Below are 24,112 nucleotides of genomic sequence, written 5' to 3' on the forward strand. Positions count from 1 at the left end.
TTATTTTTATTATTAATTCTGCAAAATCTAATGATTTTGTTTGATCACAAATTTTTATAAATTTACAATAATTTAGACTTGTACATTTTTAATTGCTTACTAAACTTTTTTAATTTTGCTTTAATTAAAGTAATATTGTGACCATGAAATCTTTAAAATAATCACGTATTAAAACTCTTTCAATGAATAATGAAATTTTATGCGATTTAAAAGGTGAAAATAATGCTGCTTTCGGACAACTCTACAAAGAGTATTTCGGAATGGTAAACCGTTTTGTGACCAACAATAGAGGTACAGCCGATGATGCTGAAGACCTGTTTCAAGACACAATGATTATTTTAATTGAGAAACTTCGAAAAGATGACTTTGAATTAACGGCTTCGATGAAGACGTATATCATGGCAATCAGTAAAAACCAGTGGTTTAAAAAATTGCGGAATATGGGAAGGGAAATAGAATTCACAGATGTGCACGATAATCAGTTTTATGAAGCAATAGATAACGCCATCGAAGAAGAAAAATCCTTTAAAGACAAACTTCAAACATTGATCCACCAGATTTCGCAACATTGTCAGGGACTTATTCACGATATGTTTTTCAAGGAAAAAAGTATCGATCAGATTCAAAAGGAATACGGCTATTCTACCAAACACAATGCACAAAATCAAAAGCATAAATGTGTAGAACAAATTAGGAAAGTAAAAGATGACGAAGTGAAAAATTAATTTTTACGCTGATTATCAATTACTTATAATATAATTTAAAAAAAATCACTCTTATTAGGTGATTTTTTTTCTTTTCTGGTATTAATAGATAGATTGTTAATAATGACAATCATAATTTAAAACTAAACAAAATGATTTCAACATTTAAAAAAATCGGATTAGTGATCATATTAACGATGATCGGAATGTTTACCGCACAGGCACAAAATAACGCGAAAGTAATTGCCGTACTCAATAAAGCGGACTGGTGCCCGATCTGCAAAGCCAATGGACCGAGAGTAGAAAAAGATTTAATGCCAATGATGATGCAGAACAAAGATTTACAATTCGTGGTGAACGATCTTTCAAATGATAAAACGAAAGCAGTTTCTAACGCAATGTTAGCAAAAGCGGGGATTGCTTCATTTTCAAAAATGAATAACGGAACTGGAATGATTTATTTTTTAAATGCGAAGTCTAAAATGTTAATTTCCAGCGCAAGTCTTGCAGATTCTAATGAAGAGATTGTGAAAGCCTACAAAACTGCATTAAATCCAGCGCATGGCGAAAAAGGTCATGTTTGTGACGCAAGTTGTAAAGCGAAAATGTAAAAAATTAAACAATATGAAATCCCTCGCAAAAATTTTTCTAACATTTTTCTGTATTTCGGGCGCAACAAGTATTTCGGCGCAAATCCCCGATAAAGCAGAAAATATCAGTCCACTTTTAATTGGTGAAGTGATACCGAAAGCCAATCTTCAGGATAGCGAGGGTAAAAATATTGACCTAAGTTCTGTGATTAAATCGAAGCCAACGGTTCTTGTTTTTTACCGCGGCGGTTGGTGTCCGTATTGTAATTTGCAACTTTCAGGTTTGGTGAAAATTGAACAGCAAATTCTAGATTTAGGCTATCAAATTATAGCCATAAGTCCGGATGATTACCAGAATTTAAAAAATACAGAAGATAAAGACAGCATCAAATATTCTTTGTATTCCGATAAAGATGGAAAATTAATTCAGGAAATGGGAATCTCTTTTCAAACACCATTGGTGATGAAAACCTACATTGCGACAAAAGGACAAAAAGGCAAGACTTCAGAAGTTCTACCAGTTCCAACCGTAATGGTTGTTGATAAAGCGGGAAAAATTTTATTTGAATTTATCAATCCGAATTATAAAGAAAGAATTAGCGGCGATATGCTTCTCGCAGTTTTAAAAACTTTAAATAAAGAAAATGGCAACAGTAATTAAAATAAAAAATTTAGACGACGGCTATCAAAGCATTATTACCAATGGGAAACATACCATCATCGGAGACGAACCTCTAAAAGGCCACGGTACAGATTTAGGGTTTGGACCTTCGGAATTAGTTTTAAGTGGATTGGCAATGTGCAAAGTTGCAACCATAAGGTTTATGGCTCGGAAGAATGGTTGGATAATCGGTGAAGTGAGAGCGGAACTCACACAAGAAGTAAAACATGGAAATGACGGCTTAAAAACAAATATAAAAGTCGCCATAGAAATAGACGGAGATATTTCCCAGGAACAAAAGGAGGAACTTTATAAAGAAGCCAATCACTGCTATGTTCACCGTCAGTTAACTGGAGAATGGAATATCGACGCAATTACAGAATTGGAAAATATTAAATTAGAAACAACAAACAATTAAAATTATGGACAAAAGAATTCAAAAATCAATTTTAGCAGGGATTATCGGAACTGTTATTATGACTGTAGTAATGATGATCGCACCAATGATGGGAATGCCCAAAATGTCACCACCAGCAATGCTTTCAGGGATGATGGGAATGCCGATTTTCGTCGGCTGGATAATGCATTTTATGATAGGTATAGTTTTCGCCTTGGCTTACACTTATCTTTTCAACGTTAATATTAGTAACCTTTGGGCGAAAGGTGCAGTTTTTGGCGTTTTAGCATTCATTTTTGCAATTATGATGATGATGATCATGAGTACAATGATGCCTCTTCCAAAAATGGAAGGTTCAATGATGTTAATGATAATGGGCGCATTAGTTGGGCACATCATTTTCGGAATGGCAGTTGCAAATACTGTAGGCGAAGTTTCTCAAGTTAATAATTAAAATCTTTAAAATGGAATGTTCAACAGACAGTTGCAAAAGAGTAGCCCCGAAATTTAAATTGACTTGGTGTAATGTCAAATTAATTTTGATGCTGGGATTGGTAATCTATTTTTTAATTTCTAAACTTTAAAAACCAACTCAGAAATTTCTCAAAAAAGCAGTAATTTATTAAATACTGCTTTTTTTTGTAAATTTAAACTTTGCGAGCAATATTGTTTTTTCATCTAATATTTATTTAAAATCTTAAAATATGTCAGATTCTTATTACAAACCGGAAGACCTCAAAAAATTTGGAAATATCGCCGATTTCCAAAAAAACTTAGCCGATAAATTTTTTGATTATTATGGCGACGTTTTTAAAGATAGCGAATTAACCGCACGGGAAAAATCATTGATTGCATTAGCGGTTTCTCATGCTGTGCAATGTCCGTATTGTATCGATTCTTATAGCGTTGATGCCTACGAAAAAGGTTGGAGTGAAGGTCAGATGATGGAGGCAGTTCACGTTGCTTGTGCCATTCGTGGCGGCGCGTCGCTGGTTCATGGAGTTCAAATGATGGAAAAAGTGAAAAAAATTTCGATGTAATTATAAATTAACAAGTAATAAAGGACATATTTTTTACAATTAAAATAGAATTTTTATTTAAAAATAATTTCCTAGAAAAAATAAATGGTAAAAAAAGAACGAAAAATATCTTTGCTTGGGCAACATCATAATTTGTCAAATGCACAGCGGCAATTACAAATTTTAGAATATCCAGAATTTGAAGGTGGAAAATTGGCTGCTTTTGATGCTAAAATTAATGAAACCAAGCAATTTCCGATACTTGCTAGGAATGTTGAAATTTTGCAGATCAATATGGGCAAAATGTGCAATCAGGTTTGCGAACATTGCCATGTGGATGCAGGTCCAGATCGCAAAGAAATCATGACACATGAAACAATGGAGCAATGCATTAATGCATTAAAAAACAATCCAACTATTTCTACAATTGATCTTACGGGTGGCGCACCAGAAATGAATCCTGGTTTCAGATGTTTTGTGGAAGAAATTAAAAAATTAAATCGCCACATCATTGTTCGTTGCAATTTGACGATAATTTTAGCCAATAAAAAATATTACGATTTACCAAATTTTTATAAGGAAAATAATATGGAAGTCGTGTGTTCTTTGCCATTTTACACACAAGACAGAACCGATCGACAAAGGGGAAATCACGTCTTCGAAAAAAGCATCGAGGCTTTAAAAATGCTGAATGAAATTGGCTACGGTAAAGAAAATTCCAGTTTGATGCTTAATTTAGTGTATAATCCGGCAGGTGCCTTTTTACCACCCTCACAAATTTCTCTCGAAAAAGAATATAAAGATGCGTTGTTTCAAAGATTTGGAATTACGTTTAATAATTTGTTCGCCATTACCAACTTGCCGATCAGCCGTTTTCTTTCCTACCTCATAAAGTCAGAAAATTACGAATCTTACATGCAAAAGTTAGTAGAAGCGTACAATCCTGCAGCGGTGGGAAATGTAATGTGCAGGCAAACCATTTCGGTCGGTTGGGACGGATTTTTATACGATTGCGATTTTAACCAAATGCTTGAAATGAAAGTAAACGGCGGGTCGGAACATATCAGTGAATTTCGTCTGGAAAATTTAAATAACAGATTAATAAAAACCGGTCAACATTGTTACGGATGTACTGCAGGAGACGGTTCCAGTTGTGGCGGCACTGTCACATAAAATAAATTTATGGAAGAATTAAACGAAGCGAAAAAATTTTTGATCCAACAAAAAATCACCAATCCGGAAGTAGGAATTGTTTTGGGTACCGGTCTTGGGGAAATTTTAAATCAAGTCGAAATTGAGAACACGATTCCGTATTCTGATATTCCGGGATTTTGTACTTCAACTGTAGAATTTCACAAAGGAAATTTGGTTTATGGAAAATTGCGTGATAAAAATGTCCTCATTATGCAGGGAAGATTTCACGCTTACGAAGGTTATTCTATGGCGGAAATCGTTTTTCCCGTGCGCGTAATGAAACTTTTAGGTGTGAAATCTTTATTTTTATCCAACGCAGCGGGTGGAATTAATACTGATTTTAAAAAAGGCGATCTTATTTTACTGGATGATCATATCAATCTTCAAAAAGGAAACCCTTTAACCGGTAAAAATTTTGATGAATTAGGCGGTCGTTTTCCCGATATGAGCGAACCTTACAACAATGATTTGAAAGCAAAACTTCTGGAAGTTGCCGATCAATTAAATATAAATTTAAAAAAAGGAGTTTATGCCGCAGTGGACGGTCCCAATCTGGAAACGAGAGCAGAATACCGTTATTTAAAAATAATTGGGGCAGATTTAGTAGGAATGTCGACTGTTCCCGAAGTAATTGCTGCCAATCATTGCAACTTGCCTTGCGCGGTAGTTTCTGTCATTACAGACGAATGTGATCCTGACAATCTGAAACCTGTGAATATTGTCGAAATCATTAAAGTTGCCGGCGAAGCAGATAAAAAATTATCACAACTTTTCATTGAAACCATCATGCAGTTATGAAAGATAATGCACTGATTATTTTTGCTAAAAACAAGATTGAAGGTCAGGTAAAAACGCGGCTTGCTGCGACTTTGGGAAATGAAATGGCGATGGAAATTTATAACCAACTTTTAGAAACGTTGTATCAAAATATTCAATTTTTAGAAGCGGAAAAATTCGTCTATTACTCTTCTTTTATTGAGGATGATATTTGGCGGAATGATTTCTATGATAAAAAAATTCAAACCGGAGACGATTTAGGCGAAAGAATGAGAAATGCTTTTGCTAAGGTTTTTAAAAACACTGATAATTTCTCAGATCAAAAAGTTATCCTCATCGGAACAGATTGTCCTGATGTCAATCATAATATTTTAGAAACTGCTTACGAAAAATTGAAAGATTTTGATATTGTGATTGGTCCCGCATTAGACGGCGGTTATTATTTATTAGGAATGAAATCCGAAAATTCATTCTTATTTAAAAACATAAAGTGGAGTACAGATCAGGTTTTAAGTCAAACGATAGAGCATTTGAAAGAAAATAATTTATCTTATTTTTTATTGCCGGAACTTTCAGATATCGACGAAGAAAAAGATTTGATACATTTTGAAAATCTTGATCTTTCTAAATTTAAAAAAGTATGATCAGCGTGGTAATTCCTACTTTTAATGAGGAAGACCAAATAACGAAAACTATTTTAGAGGTTAAAAAACGGGATTTAGCAAAGTTGGTTTCTGAAATTATTATTTCTGATGGACAAAGTACAGATAAAACAATTAATTTGGCAAAAATGGCCGGCGCAAATGTTTATTTAAGCCCGAAAAAAGGTCGCGCTGCACAAATGAATTTCGGTGCATCACAAGCAAAAAACGAGATCATCTATTTTTTACACGCCGACAGTATTCCACCGGAAAATTTTTCAGAAAAAATTCTTGATGCTTTTAAAAGTAACAATAAAAGCGGCTGCTTTAGGTTAGAATTTGATTATAAGCATTGGTTTTTAAAAGCGAATGCGTGGTTCACAAAATTTGATGTAAATGCCATTCGTTTTGGGGATCAAAGTTTATTCGTGACGAAAGAAGTTTTTTTGAAATCTGGCGGTTTTAATGAAAATTTACTGATGATGGAAGATCAGGAAATCATATCGAGAATAAAAAAATACGGTATGTTTTTGGTGATGGACGGCGCGGTAATCACTTCTGCAAGAAAATATTTAGACAATGGAATTTACCGCATGCAGGGCATTTTTTTTAAAATTTGGTTTTTATATTACATGGGTTATTCTCAGGAAAAATTATTAAAAATTTATAAAAAACTCATCCAAAACTCTAAACTTTAAAAGAAAATGGGAACTTTGAAATACGATGTAATTGTAATTGGCGCAGGATCTGGCGGTTTAACCGTCGGACTTTTTATGGCGAAAACCGGTTTTAAAGTTTTGATGGTTTCAAAATCAGATCAAGATATCGGAGGAGATTGCCTTAACGACGGTTGCGTACCGAGCAAAGCACTAATCCACGTTGCAAAAATTGCGCATAATGCGAGAGAAGCGTCTAATTTTGGTTTAGAAGTAAGCGGAAAAATTAATATTAAAAAAGCCACAGACTATATTTTTCAGCGACAGGAAATTATCCGCAAACATGAAAACGCGGAATGGTTAAGAGAACAGAAAGTTGATGTTGCTTTAGGTGAAGCACGTTTTTCAGGAAAAAATGAAGTTGAAGTTGCCGGAAAAAAATTTTCCGCAAAAAAAATCGTCATCGCAACCGGTTCAAGTCCTAAAAAACTAAAAGTTTCCGGCGTTGAAAAAATAGAATACTATGATAATGAAAGTATTTTTAATATTGAAGAACTTCCCGAAAATTTATTGGTGATCGGTGGTGGACCGATCGGAATAGAAATTTCTCAGGCTATGAGTAGGCTTGGAAGTAAAGTAACAGTAATTCAGCATGGTGACAGTATTTTGGAGAATGACAATAAAGATCTCACAGAAATTCTTAAAATTCAATTAGAAAAAGAAGGTATTGATTTTATTATGAATGCTAAGGTTGAGGAATTTATTACTGCAAATACCGCACTTTTAAAAGTCAATAAATCGGAGTCGAAAGAAGTGGATTTTGATGGAGTTTTTGTCGCGGTGGGCAGAGAATTAAATCTGGAATCTTTAAATTTAAAGAGCGCTGGAATCGAAGTTAGAGATAACAAAATCGTGAAAGATCAATATTTGCGTACGACCAATAAAAACGTTTATTTATGCGGCGATATTGCAGGTGATTTGATGTTTTCCCATGCGGCGGAATTTCACGGGCGCATTTTACTGAACAATTTTTTTTCGCCTCTCAAAAAGAAATTTGACAATAAAAATATGTCGTGGGTCACTTTTACAGAGCCACAATTGGCAACTTTTGGTTTCAACGAAAAGCAGTTGAAAGAAAAGGGTCTTTCCTATAGCAAATTACAGCAGGATTTCAAGGATGATGACCGCGCCGTAGTTGGAAATTACCAATATTCAAAATTGGTTTTATACATCAGCAAAGGTGGATTATTTACTAAAGAAAAAATATTGGGTGGTTCTATGGTTGCGCCTAATGCCGGCGATTTAATCCAAGAATTAATTTTGGCGAATACCAGTAACCTGTCCATTAATTCTATTTTTAATAAAATTTATCCTTACCCTGTCGCTTCCAGAATTAACCAGCAAATCATTACCAATTATAAAGAAAAAAGTTTAACAGAAACCGTGAATAAACTATTGCAGACTGCTTTTAAAATTTTTAGTTAATGGAGTGGTGGTTACTTTTTAAAGATTGGTTTTTAAGTCTGGGCGCAAAATATAACGTGAATCCCTACATTTTTGGTGCGATTTATATTGGTGCAATTCCATTCTTTTCGCTGTTTTTATTTCAAACAATTAAAAGAATTAAAAGTAAAAAGCCGTTCGCTTTAACTGCTTTACTCACCGGTTTTTTCTTTATTTCTGCTTATCTTTATTTAATTATTGTAGGAGAAAATATCCCGATTTGGGTCTATGTCTTTATTGCTTTGATGGTTATTTACGGGGTATATTCTACTTTAAAAAAAGTGAAATCCAAAACAAAAATTTTTTAATTAATGGAACTTATCCGCTCAGTTTTTGATATTTATGGTACCGCCATTTTAGTGGTAATTTTTATACTTTTATTTATTGTTGAAACTAAATTTTCCTTGAGGAAAAGGGTGCAAAACCGCTGGAAACGTATTTTCATCAATTTCGGAATATCCATGCCGTCTTTTGCGTTAATGCGTCTTGCCTTTATCCCGATTATGGTTTGGCTGGCTTATGAAAATGAACGCTGGCAAATTGGCCTTGGTTATTTTTACGAGTCGCCTATCTGGGTAAAGGGAATAATAGCATTTTTCCTACTAGATTATTCCAACTATATCTGGCACGTTATTTTGCACAAAATGCCGCTGATGTGGCGTTTTCATTTGGTTCACCATACGGATTTAGATTTAGATCTGACCACCGCTTTTCGCTTTCATTTTGGCGAAATGATAGGCTCGATCATTTTCCGTGGAATGGCTGTTTTGCTTTTTGGAGTTTCACCTTTGATGGTACTGATTTACGAGATCGCGTTTGATGCTTCCAATCAATTTCAACACAGCAACTTAAAACTTCCTTTTAAATTTGAAAAAATAATCAATAAAATCTTCGTGACGCCTCGAATGCACGGCATCCATCACAGTATGAAAAAGCAGGAAACGGACAGCAATTATTCCATTATTTTTTCATTTTGGGATAGATTGCACAGTACGATTAGGCTCAATATTCCACAGCATCGCATCAGAATTGGTGTGCCGGTCTATCCCGATATAAAAGAATTAAATTTTCTAAAACTTTTAAAATTACCTTTTACAAAAATCCGTCCCTGGAAAGATGACACGAAAATGCTAGAAAAAGATGATGCAGGTAATTTAAAAAAGTAACAAAAGATATCTTATTTTTCAAAGACCAAAAGTTTTTCTGAAATTTTAGTCAAATCTTTCTCATTAAGTTCAGGAAGTGGTGCTAAAGGAAATAATTGCTGTCCAGGTCTGCTGATAAAAGCAGCGCGCCAACCAGCCCACATTGCACCTGCGACGTCCCATCCATGTGCTGCAATGAGCATACATTCTTCCGGTTTTGCTCCCATTTTCCGCGCTGCCCAATCATAAGCATCTGCGAAGGGTTTAAATTTCCCAATATCCTCAATGCTCAAACGTTCCTCAAAGTATTCCGTTAAACCCGCACTTTCAAACTGTTTTTTCACGCCTTCGTTGGAGGAATTGGTAAAAGACACCAATTTGTAACCGTCTTTTTTTAAGGCAGCAAGTGCAGATTTTACTTCCGGATGAGCCGGTAATCCATGCAATGCATTAACGACAACTTCTCTGGATGTTTCGTGAGAGATCGTTATATTATTATTTGCGGCAACCATTTGCAAAGCGGCGGCGCCAATATTTCCAAATTGCTCGTATTGCCTTCCTGCAGTGACTACTAAAGAATATTGCAACATCGTGGTAAACCATAAAGATAGTAAATCTTCTCTACCATTCAATTCTTCTGCAATTTGCTTTTTCATCTGGGTAAGGTCTAAAAGCGTTTCATTGACGTCAAAAAATAAGACTTTTGGCCGTTTACTTTTTGTTAGATCTTTTTGATTTTCTGCAAGTACTTTTCCTAAGGTTAAGTTTGGCATTAAAACTCCTGCTGCTCCCATAATTCCTAATTTTTTTATAAAGTTTCTTCTGTTATTTCTCATATTTTTAATCTTTCTCCAGCCGTTTTAATTAAGGAAAGAGATAAAATTTTTCAATTTCGCTTTCATATTTTTAAAATTTTATGACCTCGCTTATTTGAAGTTCTCCCCTTACATTGCTATAATTCTTAACATCTGCAGCAAATAGTTCTGCGTGTGGACCAAAAGAAGATTTAAAAGCGGCAACATTTTCAAACATAAGGTTTGCAATCGCAACATAAGGTGCGGGTTCTCTATCTTTTCTACTGCCAATTCCTAAATCTAACTCCAAACCTTTCAGTGCATCGCCAAGTTTTTCAGAAATCATCGGTAAATGTTTGTTTTGATAATAATCGGCATTAAATTTAACTTCTTTAATATTTGGATAAAATATCGATACTTTAATCATGTTTTTAAATTTTAAAATTGCTAGCTAAGACATCAATAATCCTTCCCTTTTTCAAGAAGAATTATTATGGGTGATTATTTTTTATTTTATAAATTAAGACTTCGAATCATTTTTTGACCATGCGTACTTTTGGAAAGGTTCATCGATCGGCGTATTTGCAATATGGTTGACATAATTACTGATGGTTTTTTGGGACAATCCCAAGATAATTTCGAGCACCTGTCTTTTCTAATTTAGGATCTTTCAGTGGAGTTTCATTGCGCAATGCGTCGGTAATACCATCAACTACTTTTATCATTTTTGCAATTCCCGTATGGGCAGGAACGCAGTAATGACATTAATGTTATACGTTGATCGTTTGCCAAACTACGGTTTGCTCGTCTTTGTTAAATGACGAATGGGTAAACAAATCATGAAGATTTTGGTAAGCCTCCAGAATTCCTGATGCTCCCGCTAATACGTCGTGTAAACCGGGAATCATACCGTTTGCTTTTTGGAATTTTTCCAAAAAAGGTCTGCTTTCTTCTGGCGCAGTTTCCAGATCATGAATTTTTAGTGTTGTCATATTCTATAAAAAAAACTAAAGGTTTTTAAAGGTCATTTCTATAAAATCTTTGATTTCTTTTTTTGTGATTTTACTTATTTAAATTTTTTTATAAATAATAGAATTTTATTAAATTTAAATTTTCACTAAATTTGAAAATCGATTTGCACTATATGAAAAAATTATTTTTGTTTTTACCATTCATTTTACTTCTCGCTTCTTGCGGTAGTTCAAAAAATATCGTGGTAAAAAGAAATCCCTATAAAAAATCAGTTGTAAAAGATGAGGGTTTAAAAACATTCAATTCTAACTTTAGAGGCGCTTTAGATTCCAGAAGGAATGAACTTTTGAAAGATTCTGAGAAATACATCGGCGCACCTTATAAATATGGCGGAAATACAAGCTCTGGTTTTGATTGTTCTGGCTATACGGTAAAAGTCTATACAGAAAATAATGAGAACCTTCCTCGCAGATCAGAAGATCAGGCAAAAGCTGGCGAGGCGATCGCTGTAAAAGAAGTGGAGCCGGGAGATTTAATCTTTTTCGCAACAGCTGGTGGAAGTAACGTGACGCATGTCGGGATAGTTCATGATATTGGGAATGATGGTGAGATAAAATTTATTCACGCTTCCACTTCAAAAGGCGTTATAATTTCATCTTTAAATGAAAAATATTGGAACAAAGCTTTTCTTTTTGCGCGAAGAGTTTTATAACTTAAATATTATATTAATTAAAATAACTAAAAAATAAATGTCATTACAGGAAAGCATTGAAAATATTTGGGATAATCGAGAATTATTAAAAGATTCCGATAGCCAGTCGAAAATTCGTGAAGTTATAAAAGCTTTAGATTCAGGAACTTTACGCGTGGCGGAGCCTACAGAAAATGGGTGGAAAGTAAATGAATGGGTGAAAAAAGCAGTTGTCATGTATTTTCCAATCCAGAAAATGGAAACTATTGAAGTTGGACCTTTTGAATTTCATGATAAAATGCCTTTAAAAAGAGATTACGCAGAAAAAGGCGTTCGTGTTGTACCGCCTGCCGTTGCTAGAGAAGGTTCTTTTATCGCTCCAGGTGTAATTTTAATGCCTTCTTACGTAAATATTGGCGCATATGTAGATTCAGGAACAATGGTAGATACTTGGGCAACTGTCGGAAGTTGTGCACAAATTGGTAAAAATGTTCATCTTAGTGGTGGAGTTGGTATTGGTGGAGTTTTAGAACCTTTGCAAGCTGCACCGGTAATTATAGAAGATGATGTTTTCATAGGTTCCAGATGTATCGTTGTAGAAGGTGTTTACGTAGAAAAAGAAGCGGTTTTAGGCGCAAATGTTGTTCTTACCGCGTCAACAAAAATTATTGATGTAACAGGAGATATACCTGTTGAAATTAAAGGTAGAGTTCCTTCGCGATCAGTTGTTATTCCGGGAAGTTACACCAAGAAATTTCCAGCAGGAGAATTTCAAGTGCCTTGCGCTTTAATTATTGGACAGAGAAAAGAATCAACCGATAAAAAAACGTCTTTGAATGATGCTTTAAGAGAAAATAATGTGGCCGTTTAATAAATAAATTTTTAAGTTTTTGGGCAGCGATTTCCGCCTTCCGTTCCCAATCTTTTTTGTTTTTTTTTAAACAATTATAGCGCTGTAAAAAAACAAAAAAGGATTTCCACTCAAGTCGGGCTGCAGATGGTTATTTTATAATGCGATGTGTTATAAAAACAGGTGTTTTCATCCAAAAAATAATGATAAAAGAAAAATTTTTAAAACTGATTTCAAATCCTAAAATTATTTTTGGGATTTATCTTTTGCTTTCTTTCGTTTCAGCTTTGGCAAAATATTTTCGTGGACCGCAGGCTTATAACAATTATTTTTTGTTTAAAAATGTATTCCTCAGCAGTTTAAAAAAAGAAAATATTTTTCTACAACATCCCGATTTATTTTTTGATGCCAATCATTATGGTGTATTTTTCGGAATTTTAATTGCGCCTTTTGCGCTTTTGCCAGATTGGCTAGGGATGCCACTTTGGAATGTTGCAAACGCACTTATTTTTGTTTTTGCTTTGAGTAAATTACCAATTTCTAATATTAAAAAATCTTTTGTTGCGTGGTTATGTTTGCAAGAATTTATCACGGCTGCATTAAGCGTTCAGTTTAATATAGCTTTAACCGGTTTGCTCATTTTATCAATGGTTTATATTTATGAGAAGAAAGAAACAAAATCTGTGCTGGCAATTTTAATTGGGTTTTTTGTAAAAATTTATGGTATTGTTGGTCTTTCAGGCTTTTTTTTTATTAAGAACAAAATGAAATTTATTCTGTCATTTGCAGTATTTTTTATTTTATTTTTAATTTTACCAATGTTATATTCCAGCTTACATTTTGGATTACAATCTTATTATGATTGGTACATTTCACTTTCAGGTAAAAATATTGAAAATGAATCGTTGACGTCGATGCAAGATTTTTCGATAATGGGAATCGTACGAAGGATTTTAGGCGATGCAAGTATTTCAAATTTATATTTTCTACTTCCGGGAATTTTTGTTTTTGGCTTGCCTTATTTAAGAATTAAGCAATATAAAGAAGTTGCCTTTCAGCTTATGATTTTATGTTCTACTTTATTGTTTCTCGTTTTGTTTAGCTCAAGTTCAGAATCCCCAACTTTCATTATTGCGGTAACTGGCGTGATGATTTGGTTTATTATTCAAAAAGAAAAAACACCATTCGCTATATTTTTATTATTTTTTGTTTTAATTTTTACTTGTTTTTCCACTTCAGATTTGTTTCCTAGAAATATTAAAGATAATTATATTCAAAAATACTCTTTAAAAGCCTTACCTTGTGTTATCGTTTGGTTTAGAGTGATTTATGAATTGATGGTAAAAGATTTTAGTAAAGATTATAATTTAAATTAAATTTTAAAAAATTATTAATGAAGAAAATCTCAATTGTAATTCCTGTTTTTAATGAAGAGAAAAATCTAGAACTTATCCATCAAAAAATAAGTGAAGTTTTTACCGCTTTACCCAATTATAAATTAGAGATTATATTTGTTAATGACGGGAGTCGAGACGGATCACAGTTAGTTTTAGAGCAACTTTCCGCTCAATTTGAAGAAGTAAAATATTTAGAATTTTCTCGGAATTTTGGTCATCAACCTGCTGTAAAAGCAGGTATCGATTTTGCTACAGGAAATGCAGTAATTTCAATGGATGGTGATTTACAACATCCACCAAAACTAATTCCTGAGATGATTTCGGCCTGGGAAAAGGGTTTCGATGTCGTTTACACCATTAGAAAATACCCAAAAGAAATTTCAAAATTTAAGCGTAAAACGTCAGAATATTTTTATAAATTTTTATCCAGTATTTCAGATGTTAATTTGACTTCCGGCGGCGGTTCAGATTTCCGTTTAATGGACGCTTCGGTTGTAGATGTAATGCGAAATATGCAGGAATCTGATTTGTTTCTGCGTGGTCTTTCAACTTGGATGGGTTTCAAACAGATTGGTATTCCCTTCATCGCCAACGAAAGATTTGCTGGAGAAAGCAGCTATAATCTTAGGAAAATGATGAAATTTGCATTTACCGGAATAACTTCTTTTAGCGTTAAACCACTTTATTTAGCGGCTTATTTGGGATTTTTCTTTTCTATTTTGTCAATTTTTATATACGTTCCATATGTAATTCATGCATTTTTTGTGGGCACCGAAATTTCTGGTTGGGCGTCATTGATTATGACCGTCGTTTTTTTTGGTGGTCTTCAATTAATAATTTTAGGCATTTTTGGTATTTATTTAGGTAAAATTTTTAAACAGGTAAAAGAGAGACCAAATTATATTGTACGAAGTAAAAATTTTTAAAAAATGGTGCTACTGTCCTTTGATATTGAAGAATTTGATATGCCTTTTGAATATGAAGGTAAAATTTCTTTTAAAAAGCAAATAGAAATTTCTAGAAACGGTTTAATTATAATTTTAGATTTACTAAAAAAACATAATGCAAAAGCCACCTTTTTTTCGACCGTGATCTTTGCTAAAGAAAATCAAGATTTAATTAAAAGATTACTTTCAGAAGATCATGAACTAGCTTCTCACACTTGGTTTCATTCAAAATTTGAAGTTGAAGATTTAAAAAATTCAAGATTAGAACTGAGTGCATTATTTGATGCAGAAGTCATAGGTTTACGGATGCCAAGATTAGCTCCCGTTGCTGTAAATGATGTTTTAAATGCAGGTTATTCCTACAATTCATCTCTAAATCCAACTTACATACCAGGAAGATATGACAATAGAGAAATTTCCAGAACATATTTTAAAGAAAATAATTTATTGCAAATTCCCGCTTCAGTTTCCACTTATTTTCGAATTCCATTATTTTGGTTGAGTTTTCATAATTTTCCTTTAAATGTTTACAAATTTTTGTCTAAAATAGCATTGAAAAAAGACGGTTATTTAAATTTATATTTTCATCCATGGGAATTTTCAGATATTAAAAATCCTGAGTTTAAATTACCGAATTTCACTACCAAAAACACAGGAAATATAATGGTAGAAAGATTTGACAATTATTTAAAGTGGTTAAACGCTAGAGGTGAAAGATTCTTAACAATTCATGAATTTCAAAATAAAATAAAATTATGAAATCGCCTTTTAAAAAATTTAAAAATGAATACAGATCAAGGTAGGAGATTCCATATTGCAAACAAAAAACATACATAGCTACATATGAAAATCGCATTTGATGCCAAACGTTTTTTTCACAATAGTTCTGGTTTGGGAAACTATTCACGGGATTTAATCCGGATTTTAGCAGAATATTTTCCACAGAACGATTATGTTTTAATAGAACAAAAACAGACTGAACGCGGGAAAGAAATTTTAGAATCAAATAATGTTAATTTTTTGAAAGTTTCTGGTGGAAAATTTGCGCGTCAGTTAAAGTTTGGTAAAGTTTCGCAAGAAATTAATGCAGATATTTTCCATGGGCTTTCTGGCGAATTGCCTTTAAAATGGAACGAAAAATCAATTAAAAAAATCGTAACGATCCATGATTTAATTTTTTTTCGCTTTCCACAGTATTATTCTTTTTTTGACCGCAATATTCACTTCTGGAAATTTAAAAAAGCCTGTGAGCAGGCCGATTTAATAATTGCAATTTCAGAACAGACAAAACGAGACATAATTCGATTTTTAAAAATCCCTACTGAAAAAGTAAGAGTTGTTTATCAAGGCTGTCATCAAACTTTTAAGGAAAAAAAATCGTCAGAATTTTTAACAGAAACTAAAGCAAAATTTAACTTACCCGAACGTTTTATTTTGAATGTCGGAACGATCGAGTCGCGAAAAAATCTTTTAAATATTGTAAAAGCAATTACAACTACCGAGATTAATCTCTTAGTGATTGGTAAAAAAACAAAATACTTTAAAAAAGTTGAAAAATTTATTAAAAAAAATAATTTCAAAAATCAGGTGCATTTTTTAGAAAATGTCTCGGTGGAAGAACTTTCAGCAATCTATCAACTGGCAGATATTTTCGTATATCCAAGTTTATTTGAAGGTTTTGGAATTCCGGTAATTGAAGCATTATTTTCTAAAACTGCGGTAATTACTAGCAACACAAGTTCACTTCCAGAAGCAGCCGGAGAAAATTCACTTTATGTAAATCCAGAAAATATAGAAGATTTAAAATCTAAAATTTTATTTCTTTGGAGTAATAAATCTGAAAGAAATCGACTGGAAGAGAAAGGTTTTGATTTTGTTCAAAAGTTTATCGATGAGAAAATCGCAAAAAATTTAATAAACGTCTACGAAGAAGTTTTACAAAAATAAATTTAAAATTAGTTGTCAGTTAAATAACTATTTTACATCTTTGCTGCATAATTTACAAATGCAAATAACTACAATTTTCTTTCATCACCATCATCTCATCCAAAAGACGAGTTGATTACTATTATGATTTAAAAATTAAAAATAATATATAAACCGTCTGAGCAAGATGGTTTTTTTTAATTTAAAATTCTAAAAATTTGTTCAGACACATTCTAAAAATAAATGAACAAATTAAAAATTGCAATTCAAAAAAATGGTCGCCTCAGCGAAAAATCTTTAGAGTTACTACGGGAATGCGGAATTAGTTTCCCGGATTTTAAAAGTAAATTAAAAAATTCTGCTACTAACTTTCCATTAGAAATTCTTTTTCTTCGTGATGATGATATTCCAAAATATGTGGAACAAAATATCGTTCATATCGGGATTATCGGCGAAAACGAAGTTTTAGAGCAGGAAAAAGACATTATAGTAATTAAAAAATTAGGATTTGCAAAGTGTCGTTTATCGCTTGCAGTAACAAACGATTCTTCCTGTAAAGATTTATCTTATTTTAAAGGAAAAAAAATTGCAACGAGTTATCCAAATATTTTGACTAAGTTTTTCGAAGAACAAAACTTTGTACCAGAAATTACAGAGATTTCTGGCAGTGTAGAAATCGCGCCAAGTATTGGTCTTGCAGATGCAATCGCAGATCTAGTAAGTTCTGGTGGAACGCTTCTTCATAATGGTTTGAAGGAAGTATTTGAAGTGTTGAAAAGTGAAGCAGTTATGGTATCTAACACTAATTTGTCAACGGAAATTTCAGAAATTTTAGAACGTTTACTTTTTCGTATTCAAGCAGTTCTTAATTCCCGCGAAAATAAATATATTTTGCTTAATGCACCGACGAAATCTTTGCCACAAATAATCAGTGTTTTACCGGGGATAAAATCGCCCACAGTTTTACCACTCGCAGATCCAGAATGGTGCAGTATTCATTCGGTGGTTCGGGAAAGTGAATTTTGGGAAGTGATTGACGAGTTGAAAAAATATGGTGCAGAAGGAATCTTAGTTATTCCAATTGAAAAAATGGTACTTTAATAATTTAATTATGATAAATAATATATATAAATTTCCGGTAAAAACTGAATGGAAGAATTTAGTAACGAGACCGGTTTTGGAAAGGAAAAACCTACGGAATTTAGTTCAGGAGATTTTTACATCGGTACAATCGAGTGGCGATTTTGCTTTAAAAAATTACTCAGAGAAATTTGACGGTGTTAAAATTGATGACTTTTTAGTTTCTCATGACGAAATAGATATTGCTTCAAATGAAATTTCCGAGGATTTGAAAAATGCCATTAAACAGGCAAAAGACAATATCTTTAAATTTCATAATTCGCAGCAACAGGAAATTAATAAAATTGAAACCCAACCAGGAATTACTTGTTGGCGGGAAAGTAGAGCGATTGAAAATGTAGGTTTGTATATTCCAGGTGGAACGGCGCCGCTTTTTTCGACTATTTTAATGTTATCGATTCCCGCAAAAATTGCAGGTTGTAAAAATATCATTTTGTGTACGCCACCGCAAAAAGACGGATCTGTAAATCCCGCTATTTTATTTACTGCACAATTATGCGGTATTGAAAAAATTTATAAAATTGGTGGTGCACAAGCAATCGCAGCGTTAACTTTTGGAACAGAAAGTATTCCTAAAGTTGATAAAATTTTCGGTCCAGGGAATCAATATGTGACGGAAGCCAAACAATTAGCGGTGGAAAATGGCGTTGCTATTGATATGCCAGCTGGTCCAAGTGAAGTTTTAGTGATCGCTGATTCTTCGGCAAATCCAGAATTTTGTGCGGCAGATTTATTGTCACAAGCCGAACACGGCGTAGATTCTCAGGTTGTTTTTGTTGCAACTGATGAGCAGGTTTTTTCAAAAACTATGGAAGAAATAAAATTACAGGTTGAAAATTTATCTCGGAATGAAATGGCTAAAAAAGCGTTGAATAATAGCAGATTTATTCTACTTAATTCTGTTGAAGAGGCTTTTGAATTTAGCAATGAATATGCTCCGGAACACTTAATTTTATCAGTGGAAAATTCAGAAAATTACATTAACTTAATTGAAAATGCAGGTTCTGTTTTTCTTGGGAATTATAGTCCTGAAGCCGCGGGAGATTACGCGACAGGAACAAATCATACTTTGCCAACGAATGGTTTTGCAAGAAATTACAGCGGTGTTTCATTAGATAGTTTTGTTAAAAAAATTACCTTCCAAAATTTAACTCAAAAAGGTTTACAAAATATTGGAAAATCGGTTGAGTTAATGGCAGAAGCAGAAGGTCTTTTTGCTCATAAAAATGCAGTTACACTTCGTTTAAAATCTTTACAAAATGGAATTTAAATTAGAAAATTTAGTACGTCCAAATATTTTGGATTTGAAACCTTACAATAGCCTGAGAGAAAGTTTTTCAGATGACGATTTAGTTCTTTTAGAAGCCAATGAAAATCCTTTTGGAGAATTTAATCGTTATCCAGATTCTAAAAGTTTAAAATTAAGACAGAAATTTGCGGAAATAAATGAGGTGAATGTAGCGCAAATATTCATAGGAAATGGAAGTGATGAATTGATCGACTTAATAATTCGTGCCTTTGGAATTCCGGAAAAAGATTCAATAATGGTAATGAATCCGAGTTTTGTGATGTATGAATTTTACGGAAAAGTAAATGGGTTAAAGGTCGAAAAATTAGATTTAAACGAAGACTTTCAGATTGATAAAGCGGATTTTGATGAAAAATTAAAGACTTCAAAAGCTAAATTACTATTTCTTTGTTCCCCCAATAATCCAACCGGAAATTCAATTGATAATATCGACTATTTTATTTCGAATTTTAACGGAATTGTGGTAGTTGATGAAGCTTATATTGAGTTTTCAAAAGAGATTTCTGCGGTTAAATTACTAACTAAATATCCGAATTTAATTATTTTAAAAACCTTGTCAAAAGCCTTTGGAATGGCAGGTTTACGCATAGGAATTGGGTTTGCTTCCAAGGAAATTGCAGATTTGATAATGACAATGAAACCGCCTTACAATGTGAGTTCACAAAATCAAAATAAAGCACTGGAAAATCTTTTGAATTTAGAAATTTATAATGTGAATTTAGTTTCTATTTTTAGCGAAAGAGAACAACTAAAAAGTGAGTTATTAAAGCTAAAATTTATAAAAAAAATCTATCCGTCAGACGCCAATTTCTTTTTAATAGAATTTGAAAAAGTTGAATTAGTTTACAATAAATTATTAGAAAATAAAATATTGACAAGTTTAAGACATCCTTCTCTGGCAAATTGTTTACGAATTAGTGTTGGAAGTTCGGAAGAAAATGAAAGTTTAATAACTGTTTTAAAATCGATTAATTAAATGAAAAAAGTATTGTTTATAGACCGCGACGGCACTTTGATTTTAGAACCGCCAAACGATTTCCAAGTTGATTCTCTAGAAAAATTGGAATTTTATCCAAAGGTTTTACAAAATTTAGCAAAAATCGTAAAAGAATTAGATTATGAATTGGTCATGGTGACGAATCAAGATGGTTTGGGAACAGCAAGTTTTCCGCAAGATACTTTTGATTTACCGCATGAAAAAATGCTTAAAATTTTAAAAAGTGAAGGCATTGAATTTTCAGAACAACTAATCGACCATAGTTTTGAAGAAGATAAGTCGCCGAATAGAAAACCAAGATTAGGAATGTTGCAAAAGTATGTTCACGGTAATTACGATCTCGAAAATTCTTATGTCATTGGCGACCGAAAAACGGACGTAGAATTAGCTAAAAATTTAGGTTCAAAATCAATTTTTATAAGTGAAGAGGATTTTGACGAAGCAACATTAACGACGAAATCGTGGGATGAAGTTTATCAATATTTAAAAGAAATTCCTCGGAAATGTAAAGTTATTAGAAATACGAATGAAACTAAGATTTCTGTTGAATTAAATCTTGATGGTTCCGGGAAATCCAACATTAATACTGGTTTAGCGTTTTTTGATCACATGCTTGAGCAGATTTCTAAACACGGCAATTTTGATTTAAATATTTCTGTTGATGGCGATTTACAAGTCGATGAACACCATACGATTGAAGATACTGCAATTGTCTTAGGCGAATGTTTTTTGCAAGCATTAGGAACAAAAAAGGGCATCGAAAGATATGCTTTTGTTCTACCGATGGACGATTGTCTGGCGCAAATTGCCTTAGATTTTGGGGGAAGAAATTGGTTAGTTTGGGATGTTGAATTTAAACGAGAGAAAATTGGAGAAATGCCAACAGAAATGTTTTATCACTTTTTTAAATCGTTTTCTGATGCTTCGAAATCTAATTTAAATATTAAATGTGAAGGTGAAAATGAGCACCATAAAATTGAATCTATTTTTAAAGCATTTGCTAAAGTTTTGAAAACGGCAGCGAAACAAGATCAAAATAATTTTTCCATTCCAAGCACAAAAGGTTCCTTATGATTGCAATAATTGATTACGGCGCAGGAAATATAAAATCCGTTCAAAATGCTGTAGAAAAGTTAGGTTTTAAAATTCTTTTAACTTCGGATTTTGACGAAATCAGAAATGCTGAAAAAGTAATTTTCCCTGGTGTTGGCGAAGCGTCAACAGCAATGAAGTTTTTAAAAGAAAAAAAATTAGAGCAATTAATTCCGACTTTAAAACAATCATTTCTGGGTGTTTGTCTGGGTCAACAATTGCTTTGTAATTATTCTGAAGAAGGTGAAACTGAGTGTTTGGGAATTTTTGATATTAACGTTAAAAATTTTCCCACTACGGAAATTGTTCCACACATGGGTTGGAATAATTTACAAAATATCAATAGTAAAATTTTGGAAAATATTACGGTTGATGATAATCTTTATTTCGTTCATACATATTATTGTGAAATAGGTGAGGAAACAAGTTCAGTTTGTGATTATATTTTACCTTTTAGCGCAACTTTAGAAAAAAATAACTTTTATGGAACACAGTTTCATCCCGAAAAATCTGGTGATATTGGTTCAAAAATTCTAGAAAACTTTTTAAATTTAAAATAATGCGAATAATTCCCGCCATAGATATTATCGACGGCAAATGTGTTCGGCTCTCAAAAGGCGATTACGATACCAAGAAAATTTACAATGAAAATCCCGTTGACGTTGCAAAAGAATTTGAAGCCCAAGGTATAAAATATTTACATTTAGTAGATCTGGATGGTGCAAAATCTGGCAAAATTATCAATGCAAAAGTTTTGGAAAATATTGCAAAAGAAACTAATTTAATTATTGATTTTGGTGGTGGAATAAAATCTGATGAAGCCATTGAAATTGCTTTTAATGCCGGTGCAAATCAAATAACCATTGGAAGTATAGCGGTTCAAAATCGGGAAAAATGCTTGGACTGGATTAAAAAATATGGCGCTGAAAAAATTATTTTAGGTGCAGATTGTTTGGACAGAAAAATAAAAACGTCGGGTTGGTTAGAAGAATCAAATTTAGATGTGGTAGATTTTATTAAAAGTTATAAAAAAGTTGGAATTCAAAATGTGATTTGCACAGATATTTCCAAAGATGGAATGCTCGAAGGTTCATCTAATGAATTATACGAAGATATTCTGAGCCAAATTAAAATTAATTTAATCGCAAGCGGCGGTGTTTCTAATACCAATGATTTAGAGCAATTAAAAGAAATGGGTTGCAGCGGTGCGATAATTGGAAAGGCACTTTACGAGAATAAAATAAGTTTTAAAGACCTTCAAAAATTCCTTTAAATATGTTAAAAAAAAGAATAATTCCATGTCTCGATATCAAAGACGGAAGAACGGTAAAAGGAATCAATTTTGTTGGACTTCGGGATGCGGGAAATCCTGTAGAACTGGCTAAAAAATATTCCGAACAAGGCGCAGATGAACTTGTTTTTTTGGATATTTCTGCGACGGATGAAAAACGAAAAACCTTAATTCATTTGGTTGAAGAACTCAGTAAAGAAATCAATATTCCTTTTACCGTTGGCGGCGGAATTTCAACTTTAAATGACGTTGATTTACTTTTAAAAGCCGGCGCTGATAAAGTGTCACTTAATTCTTCGGTCGTTAAAAATCCGAAATTAATCTCTGATATTTCTAAAAGATTTGGAAATCAATGCGTGGTTGTTGCAGTAGATTCTAAACAAATTTTAACTCAGGATTTTGTTTTTGTGAATGGTGGAAAAGTGAAGACTGAACTTCAAACTCTAGACTGGATAAAACAAGCAGAAGATCTAGGTGCAGGCGAAATTCTTTTAACTTCGATGGATTTTGATGGTACAAAACAAGGTTTTGATATCAGATTATTAAAGGAAGTTTCAAAAGTTTCCAATTTGCCTTTAATTGCTTCTGGTGGTGCGGGGAAAATTGAAGATTTTACGGAAGTTTTTACACAAACTCATGCAACAGGTGCTTTGGCAGCGAGTATTTTTCACTTTGGCGAAGTTCAAATTCCTGACTTAAAATTAAAATTAAAAAATAATAAAATAGCGATAAGATGATAATAGATTTTGAAAAAGGTGATGGTCTAGTCCCCGTAATTGTGCAGGATTCGTCGAGTTTACAGGTTTTGATGTTGGGTTATATGAACCTTGAAGCCTACGAAAAAACAGTTGAAGACGGTCGCGTTCATTTTTTTAGCAGAAGTAAAAACAGACTTTGGCTAAAAGGTGAAACTTCGGGTAATTTTCTTTTTGCAAAAGACATAAAAAAAGATTGTGATTCTGATGCACTTTTAATTTTAGCAAAACCAACAGATGTTGTTTGCCATACAGGAAGTTTTAGTTGTTTTGGGGACAAAAACACCAAAGGATTTATATATGAATTAGAAGAAAAAATTTCTCAAAGAATTGATGAGAAAACTGAAAATTCTTATACTTATGATTTATTTAAAAGAGGCATCAATAAAGTCGCACAGAAAGTAGGAGAGGAAGCCGTAGAACTTTTGATAGAAGCGAAAGACAATGATGCTAATTTGTTTTTAAACGAAGCCGCAGATCTAATGTACCATTATTTAATTCTACTAAAAGCCAAGGGTTTTAAACTTGACGATGTGGAAAAAATCTTAACGGAACGAAATAAATAAAAAAATCTCAACGTGTACACGAATGCTTCCTTAATTATTCGTGGCTAATTAATTTAACAAAAAAATCCCGAAGAAAACTTCGGGATTTTAATATTGAT

At 32.9% G+C, this 24,112-nt stretch carries 29 protein-coding genes and 1 pseudogene; 27 read left to right on the forward strand and 3 right to left on the reverse strand.

Going from position 1 to position 24,112, the window contains the following annotated elements:
* Positions 1-182: 182 nt before the first annotated feature.
* From ACVBED_RS03040 to ACVBED_RS03100, 13 genes are all read left to right on the forward strand, one after another.
* Positions 183-725, forward strand: coding sequence for an RNA polymerase sigma factor (locus ACVBED_RS03040; protein WP_447121097.1), 543 nt, complete (start codon positions 183-185; stop codon positions 723-725).
* A 131-nt stretch (positions 726-856) separates the two neighbouring features.
* Positions 857-1,315 carry a hypothetical protein gene (locus tag ACVBED_RS03045; RefSeq protein WP_447121098.1) on the forward strand — a complete coding sequence of 153 codons (459 nt, stop codon included), beginning with the start codon at positions 857-859 and terminating at the stop codon, positions 1,313-1,315.
* 13 nt (positions 1,316-1,328) lie between these two features.
* Complete coding sequence (locus tag ACVBED_RS03050) at positions 1,329-1,955, forward strand: peroxiredoxin-like family protein (RefSeq protein WP_473094463.1); 627 nt, start codon at positions 1,329-1,331, stop codon at positions 1,953-1,955.
* A complete protein-coding gene (locus tag ACVBED_RS03055; protein ID WP_447121100.1) occupies positions 1,939-2,373 on the forward strand; it encodes an OsmC family protein in 435 nt (144 codons plus the stop codon). Before ACVBED_RS03050 ends, ACVBED_RS03055 begins: the two co-directional genes overlap by 17 nt.
* Before the next feature lie 4 nt (positions 2,374-2,377).
* Positions 2,378-2,806, forward strand: a complete 429-nt coding sequence (locus ACVBED_RS03060; protein ID WP_447121101.1) for a DUF6789 family protein — start codon at positions 2,378-2,380, stop codon at positions 2,804-2,806.
* A gap of 250 nt (positions 2,807-3,056) precedes the next feature.
* On the forward strand, positions 3,057-3,392 hold the full coding sequence (locus ACVBED_RS03065) for an arsenosugar biosynthesis-associated peroxidase-like protein (RefSeq protein WP_447121103.1): 336 nt from the start codon (positions 3,057-3,059) through the stop codon (positions 3,390-3,392).
* Between the two features lie 84 nt (positions 3,393-3,476).
* Entirely contained in the window at positions 3,477-4,544 is a 1,068-nt protein-coding gene (arsS, locus tag ACVBED_RS03070; protein WP_447121104.1) for an arsenosugar biosynthesis radical SAM (seleno)protein ArsS, read from the forward strand.
* Positions 4,545-4,553: 9 nt separating this feature from the next.
* Positions 4,554-5,363: a purine-nucleoside phosphorylase gene (locus tag ACVBED_RS03075; protein ID WP_447121105.1), complete on the forward strand. Its 810-nt coding sequence runs from the start codon at positions 4,554-4,556 to the stop codon at positions 5,361-5,363.
* Entirely contained in the window at positions 5,360-5,986 is a 627-nt protein-coding gene (locus ACVBED_RS03080; RefSeq protein ID WP_447121106.1) for a TIGR04282 family arsenosugar biosynthesis glycosyltransferase, read from the forward strand. Before ACVBED_RS03075 ends, ACVBED_RS03080 begins: the two co-directional genes overlap by 4 nt.
* Complete coding sequence (locus ACVBED_RS03085; RefSeq protein ID WP_447121107.1) at positions 5,983-6,681, forward strand: TIGR04283 family arsenosugar biosynthesis glycosyltransferase; 699 nt, start codon at positions 5,983-5,985, stop codon at positions 6,679-6,681. The genes ACVBED_RS03080 and ACVBED_RS03085 overlap by 4 nt, the downstream gene beginning before the upstream one ends.
* Before the next feature lie 6 nt (positions 6,682-6,687).
* Complete coding sequence (locus tag ACVBED_RS03090) at positions 6,688-8,124, forward strand: dihydrolipoyl dehydrogenase family protein (protein ID WP_447121108.1); 1,437 nt, start codon at positions 6,688-6,690, stop codon at positions 8,122-8,124.
* Positions 8,124-8,450, forward strand: a complete 327-nt coding sequence (locus tag ACVBED_RS03095) for a hypothetical protein (protein WP_447121110.1) — start codon at positions 8,124-8,126, stop codon at positions 8,448-8,450. Before ACVBED_RS03090 ends, ACVBED_RS03095 begins: the two co-directional genes overlap by 1 nt.
* 3 nt (positions 8,451-8,453) lie before the next feature.
* The gene (locus ACVBED_RS03100) at positions 8,454-9,308 is read left to right on the forward strand and encodes a sterol desaturase family protein (protein WP_447121112.1); all 855 of its coding nucleotides are present in this window, start codon (positions 8,454-8,456) and stop codon (positions 9,306-9,308) included.
* 11 nt (positions 9,309-9,319) lie between these two features.
* Here ACVBED_RS03100 and ACVBED_RS03105 read toward each other — a convergent pair whose 3' ends face one another.
* The 3 genes and pseudogenes from ACVBED_RS03105 to ACVBED_RS03115 all read right to left on the reverse strand — a co-directional run bounded on the left by ACVBED_RS03105 (position 9,320) and on the right by ACVBED_RS03115 (position 11,073).
* Positions 9,320-10,123, reverse strand: a complete 804-nt coding sequence (locus ACVBED_RS03105) for a haloacid dehalogenase type II (protein WP_447121113.1) — start codon at positions 10,121-10,123, stop codon at positions 9,320-9,322.
* 70 nt (positions 10,124-10,193) lie between these two features.
* Positions 10,194-10,508, reverse strand: coding sequence for an EthD family reductase (locus ACVBED_RS03110; protein WP_447121114.1), 315 nt, complete (start codon positions 10,506-10,508; stop codon positions 10,194-10,196).
* Positions 10,509-10,601: 93 nt separating this feature from the next.
* Positions 10,602-11,073, reverse strand: a pseudogene (locus ACVBED_RS03115) (carboxymuconolactone decarboxylase family protein).
* Between the two features lie 152 nt (positions 11,074-11,225).
* On the opposite strand from ACVBED_RS03115, the gene ACVBED_RS03120 reads away from it, so the two are divergent.
* The 14 genes from ACVBED_RS03120 to hisIE all read left to right on the forward strand — a co-directional run bounded on the left by ACVBED_RS03120 (position 11,226) and on the right by hisIE (position 24,014).
* Complete coding sequence (locus ACVBED_RS03120) at positions 11,226-11,765, forward strand: C40 family peptidase (protein WP_447121115.1); 540 nt, start codon at positions 11,226-11,228, stop codon at positions 11,763-11,765.
* A gap of 37 nt (positions 11,766-11,802) precedes the next feature.
* Positions 11,803-12,615, forward strand: coding sequence for a 2,3,4,5-tetrahydropyridine-2,6-dicarboxylate N-succinyltransferase (locus ACVBED_RS03125; protein ID WP_447121116.1), 813 nt, complete (start codon positions 11,803-11,805; stop codon positions 12,613-12,615).
* Between the two features lie 182 nt (positions 12,616-12,797).
* Positions 12,798-13,970 (forward strand): glycosyltransferase family 87 protein, encoded by a 1,173-nt coding sequence (locus tag ACVBED_RS03130; protein ID WP_447121117.1) that lies wholly within the window; start codon positions 12,798-12,800, stop codon positions 13,968-13,970.
* Between the two features lie 17 nt (positions 13,971-13,987).
* Positions 13,988-14,917: a glycosyltransferase family 2 protein gene (locus ACVBED_RS03135; protein ID WP_447121118.1), complete on the forward strand. Its 930-nt coding sequence runs from the start codon at positions 13,988-13,990 to the stop codon at positions 14,915-14,917.
* 3 nt (positions 14,918-14,920) lie between these two features.
* Positions 14,921-15,697, forward strand: a complete 777-nt coding sequence (locus ACVBED_RS03140) for a polysaccharide deacetylase family protein (RefSeq protein ID WP_447121119.1) — start codon at positions 14,921-14,923, stop codon at positions 15,695-15,697.
* An 84-nt stretch (positions 15,698-15,781) separates the two neighbouring features.
* Positions 15,782-16,885 carry a glycosyltransferase family 4 protein gene (locus ACVBED_RS03145; RefSeq protein WP_447121120.1) on the forward strand — a complete coding sequence of 368 codons (1,104 nt, stop codon included), beginning with the start codon at positions 15,782-15,784 and terminating at the stop codon, positions 16,883-16,885.
* Between the two features lie 222 nt (positions 16,886-17,107).
* Positions 17,108-17,965 (forward strand): ATP phosphoribosyltransferase, encoded by an 858-nt coding sequence (gene hisG, locus ACVBED_RS03150; protein ID WP_447121121.1) that lies wholly within the window; start codon positions 17,108-17,110, stop codon positions 17,963-17,965.
* 10 nt (positions 17,966-17,975) lie between these two features.
* On the forward strand, positions 17,976-19,274 hold the full coding sequence (gene hisD, locus ACVBED_RS03155; RefSeq protein WP_447121122.1) for a histidinol dehydrogenase: 1,299 nt from the start codon (positions 17,976-17,978) through the stop codon (positions 19,272-19,274).
* Positions 19,264-20,289: a histidinol-phosphate transaminase gene (gene hisC / locus ACVBED_RS03160; RefSeq protein ID WP_447121124.1), complete on the forward strand. Its 1,026-nt coding sequence runs from the start codon at positions 19,264-19,266 to the stop codon at positions 20,287-20,289. The genes hisD and hisC overlap by 11 nt, the downstream gene beginning before the upstream one ends.
* Positions 20,290-21,384, forward strand: a complete 1,095-nt coding sequence (gene hisB / locus ACVBED_RS03165) for a bifunctional histidinol-phosphatase/imidazoleglycerol-phosphate dehydratase HisB (protein WP_447121125.1) — start codon at positions 20,290-20,292, stop codon at positions 21,382-21,384.
* Positions 21,381-21,962: an imidazole glycerol phosphate synthase subunit HisH gene (gene hisH, locus ACVBED_RS03170; protein WP_473094464.1), complete on the forward strand. Its 582-nt coding sequence runs from the start codon at positions 21,381-21,383 to the stop codon at positions 21,960-21,962. The genes hisB and hisH overlap by 4 nt, the downstream gene beginning before the upstream one ends.
* Positions 21,962-22,675: a 1-(5-phosphoribosyl)-5-[(5-phosphoribosylamino)methylideneamino]imidazole-4-carboxamide isomerase gene (gene hisA / locus ACVBED_RS03175; protein ID WP_447121126.1), complete on the forward strand. Its 714-nt coding sequence runs from the start codon at positions 21,962-21,964 to the stop codon at positions 22,673-22,675. The genes hisH and hisA overlap by 1 nt, the downstream gene beginning before the upstream one ends.
* A 2-nt stretch (positions 22,676-22,677) precedes the next feature.
* A complete protein-coding gene (gene hisF, locus ACVBED_RS03180) occupies positions 22,678-23,430 on the forward strand; it encodes an imidazole glycerol phosphate synthase subunit HisF (protein WP_473094465.1) in 753 nt (250 codons plus the stop codon).
* Positions 23,427-24,014, forward strand: coding sequence for a bifunctional phosphoribosyl-AMP cyclohydrolase/phosphoribosyl-ATP diphosphatase HisIE (gene hisIE / locus ACVBED_RS03185; protein WP_473094466.1), 588 nt, complete (start codon positions 23,427-23,429; stop codon positions 24,012-24,014). The genes hisF and hisIE overlap by 4 nt, the downstream gene beginning before the upstream one ends.
* Positions 24,015-24,112: the final 98 nt, after the last annotated feature.

The sequence above is a fragment of the Halpernia sp. GG3 genome (assembly GCF_052976925.2).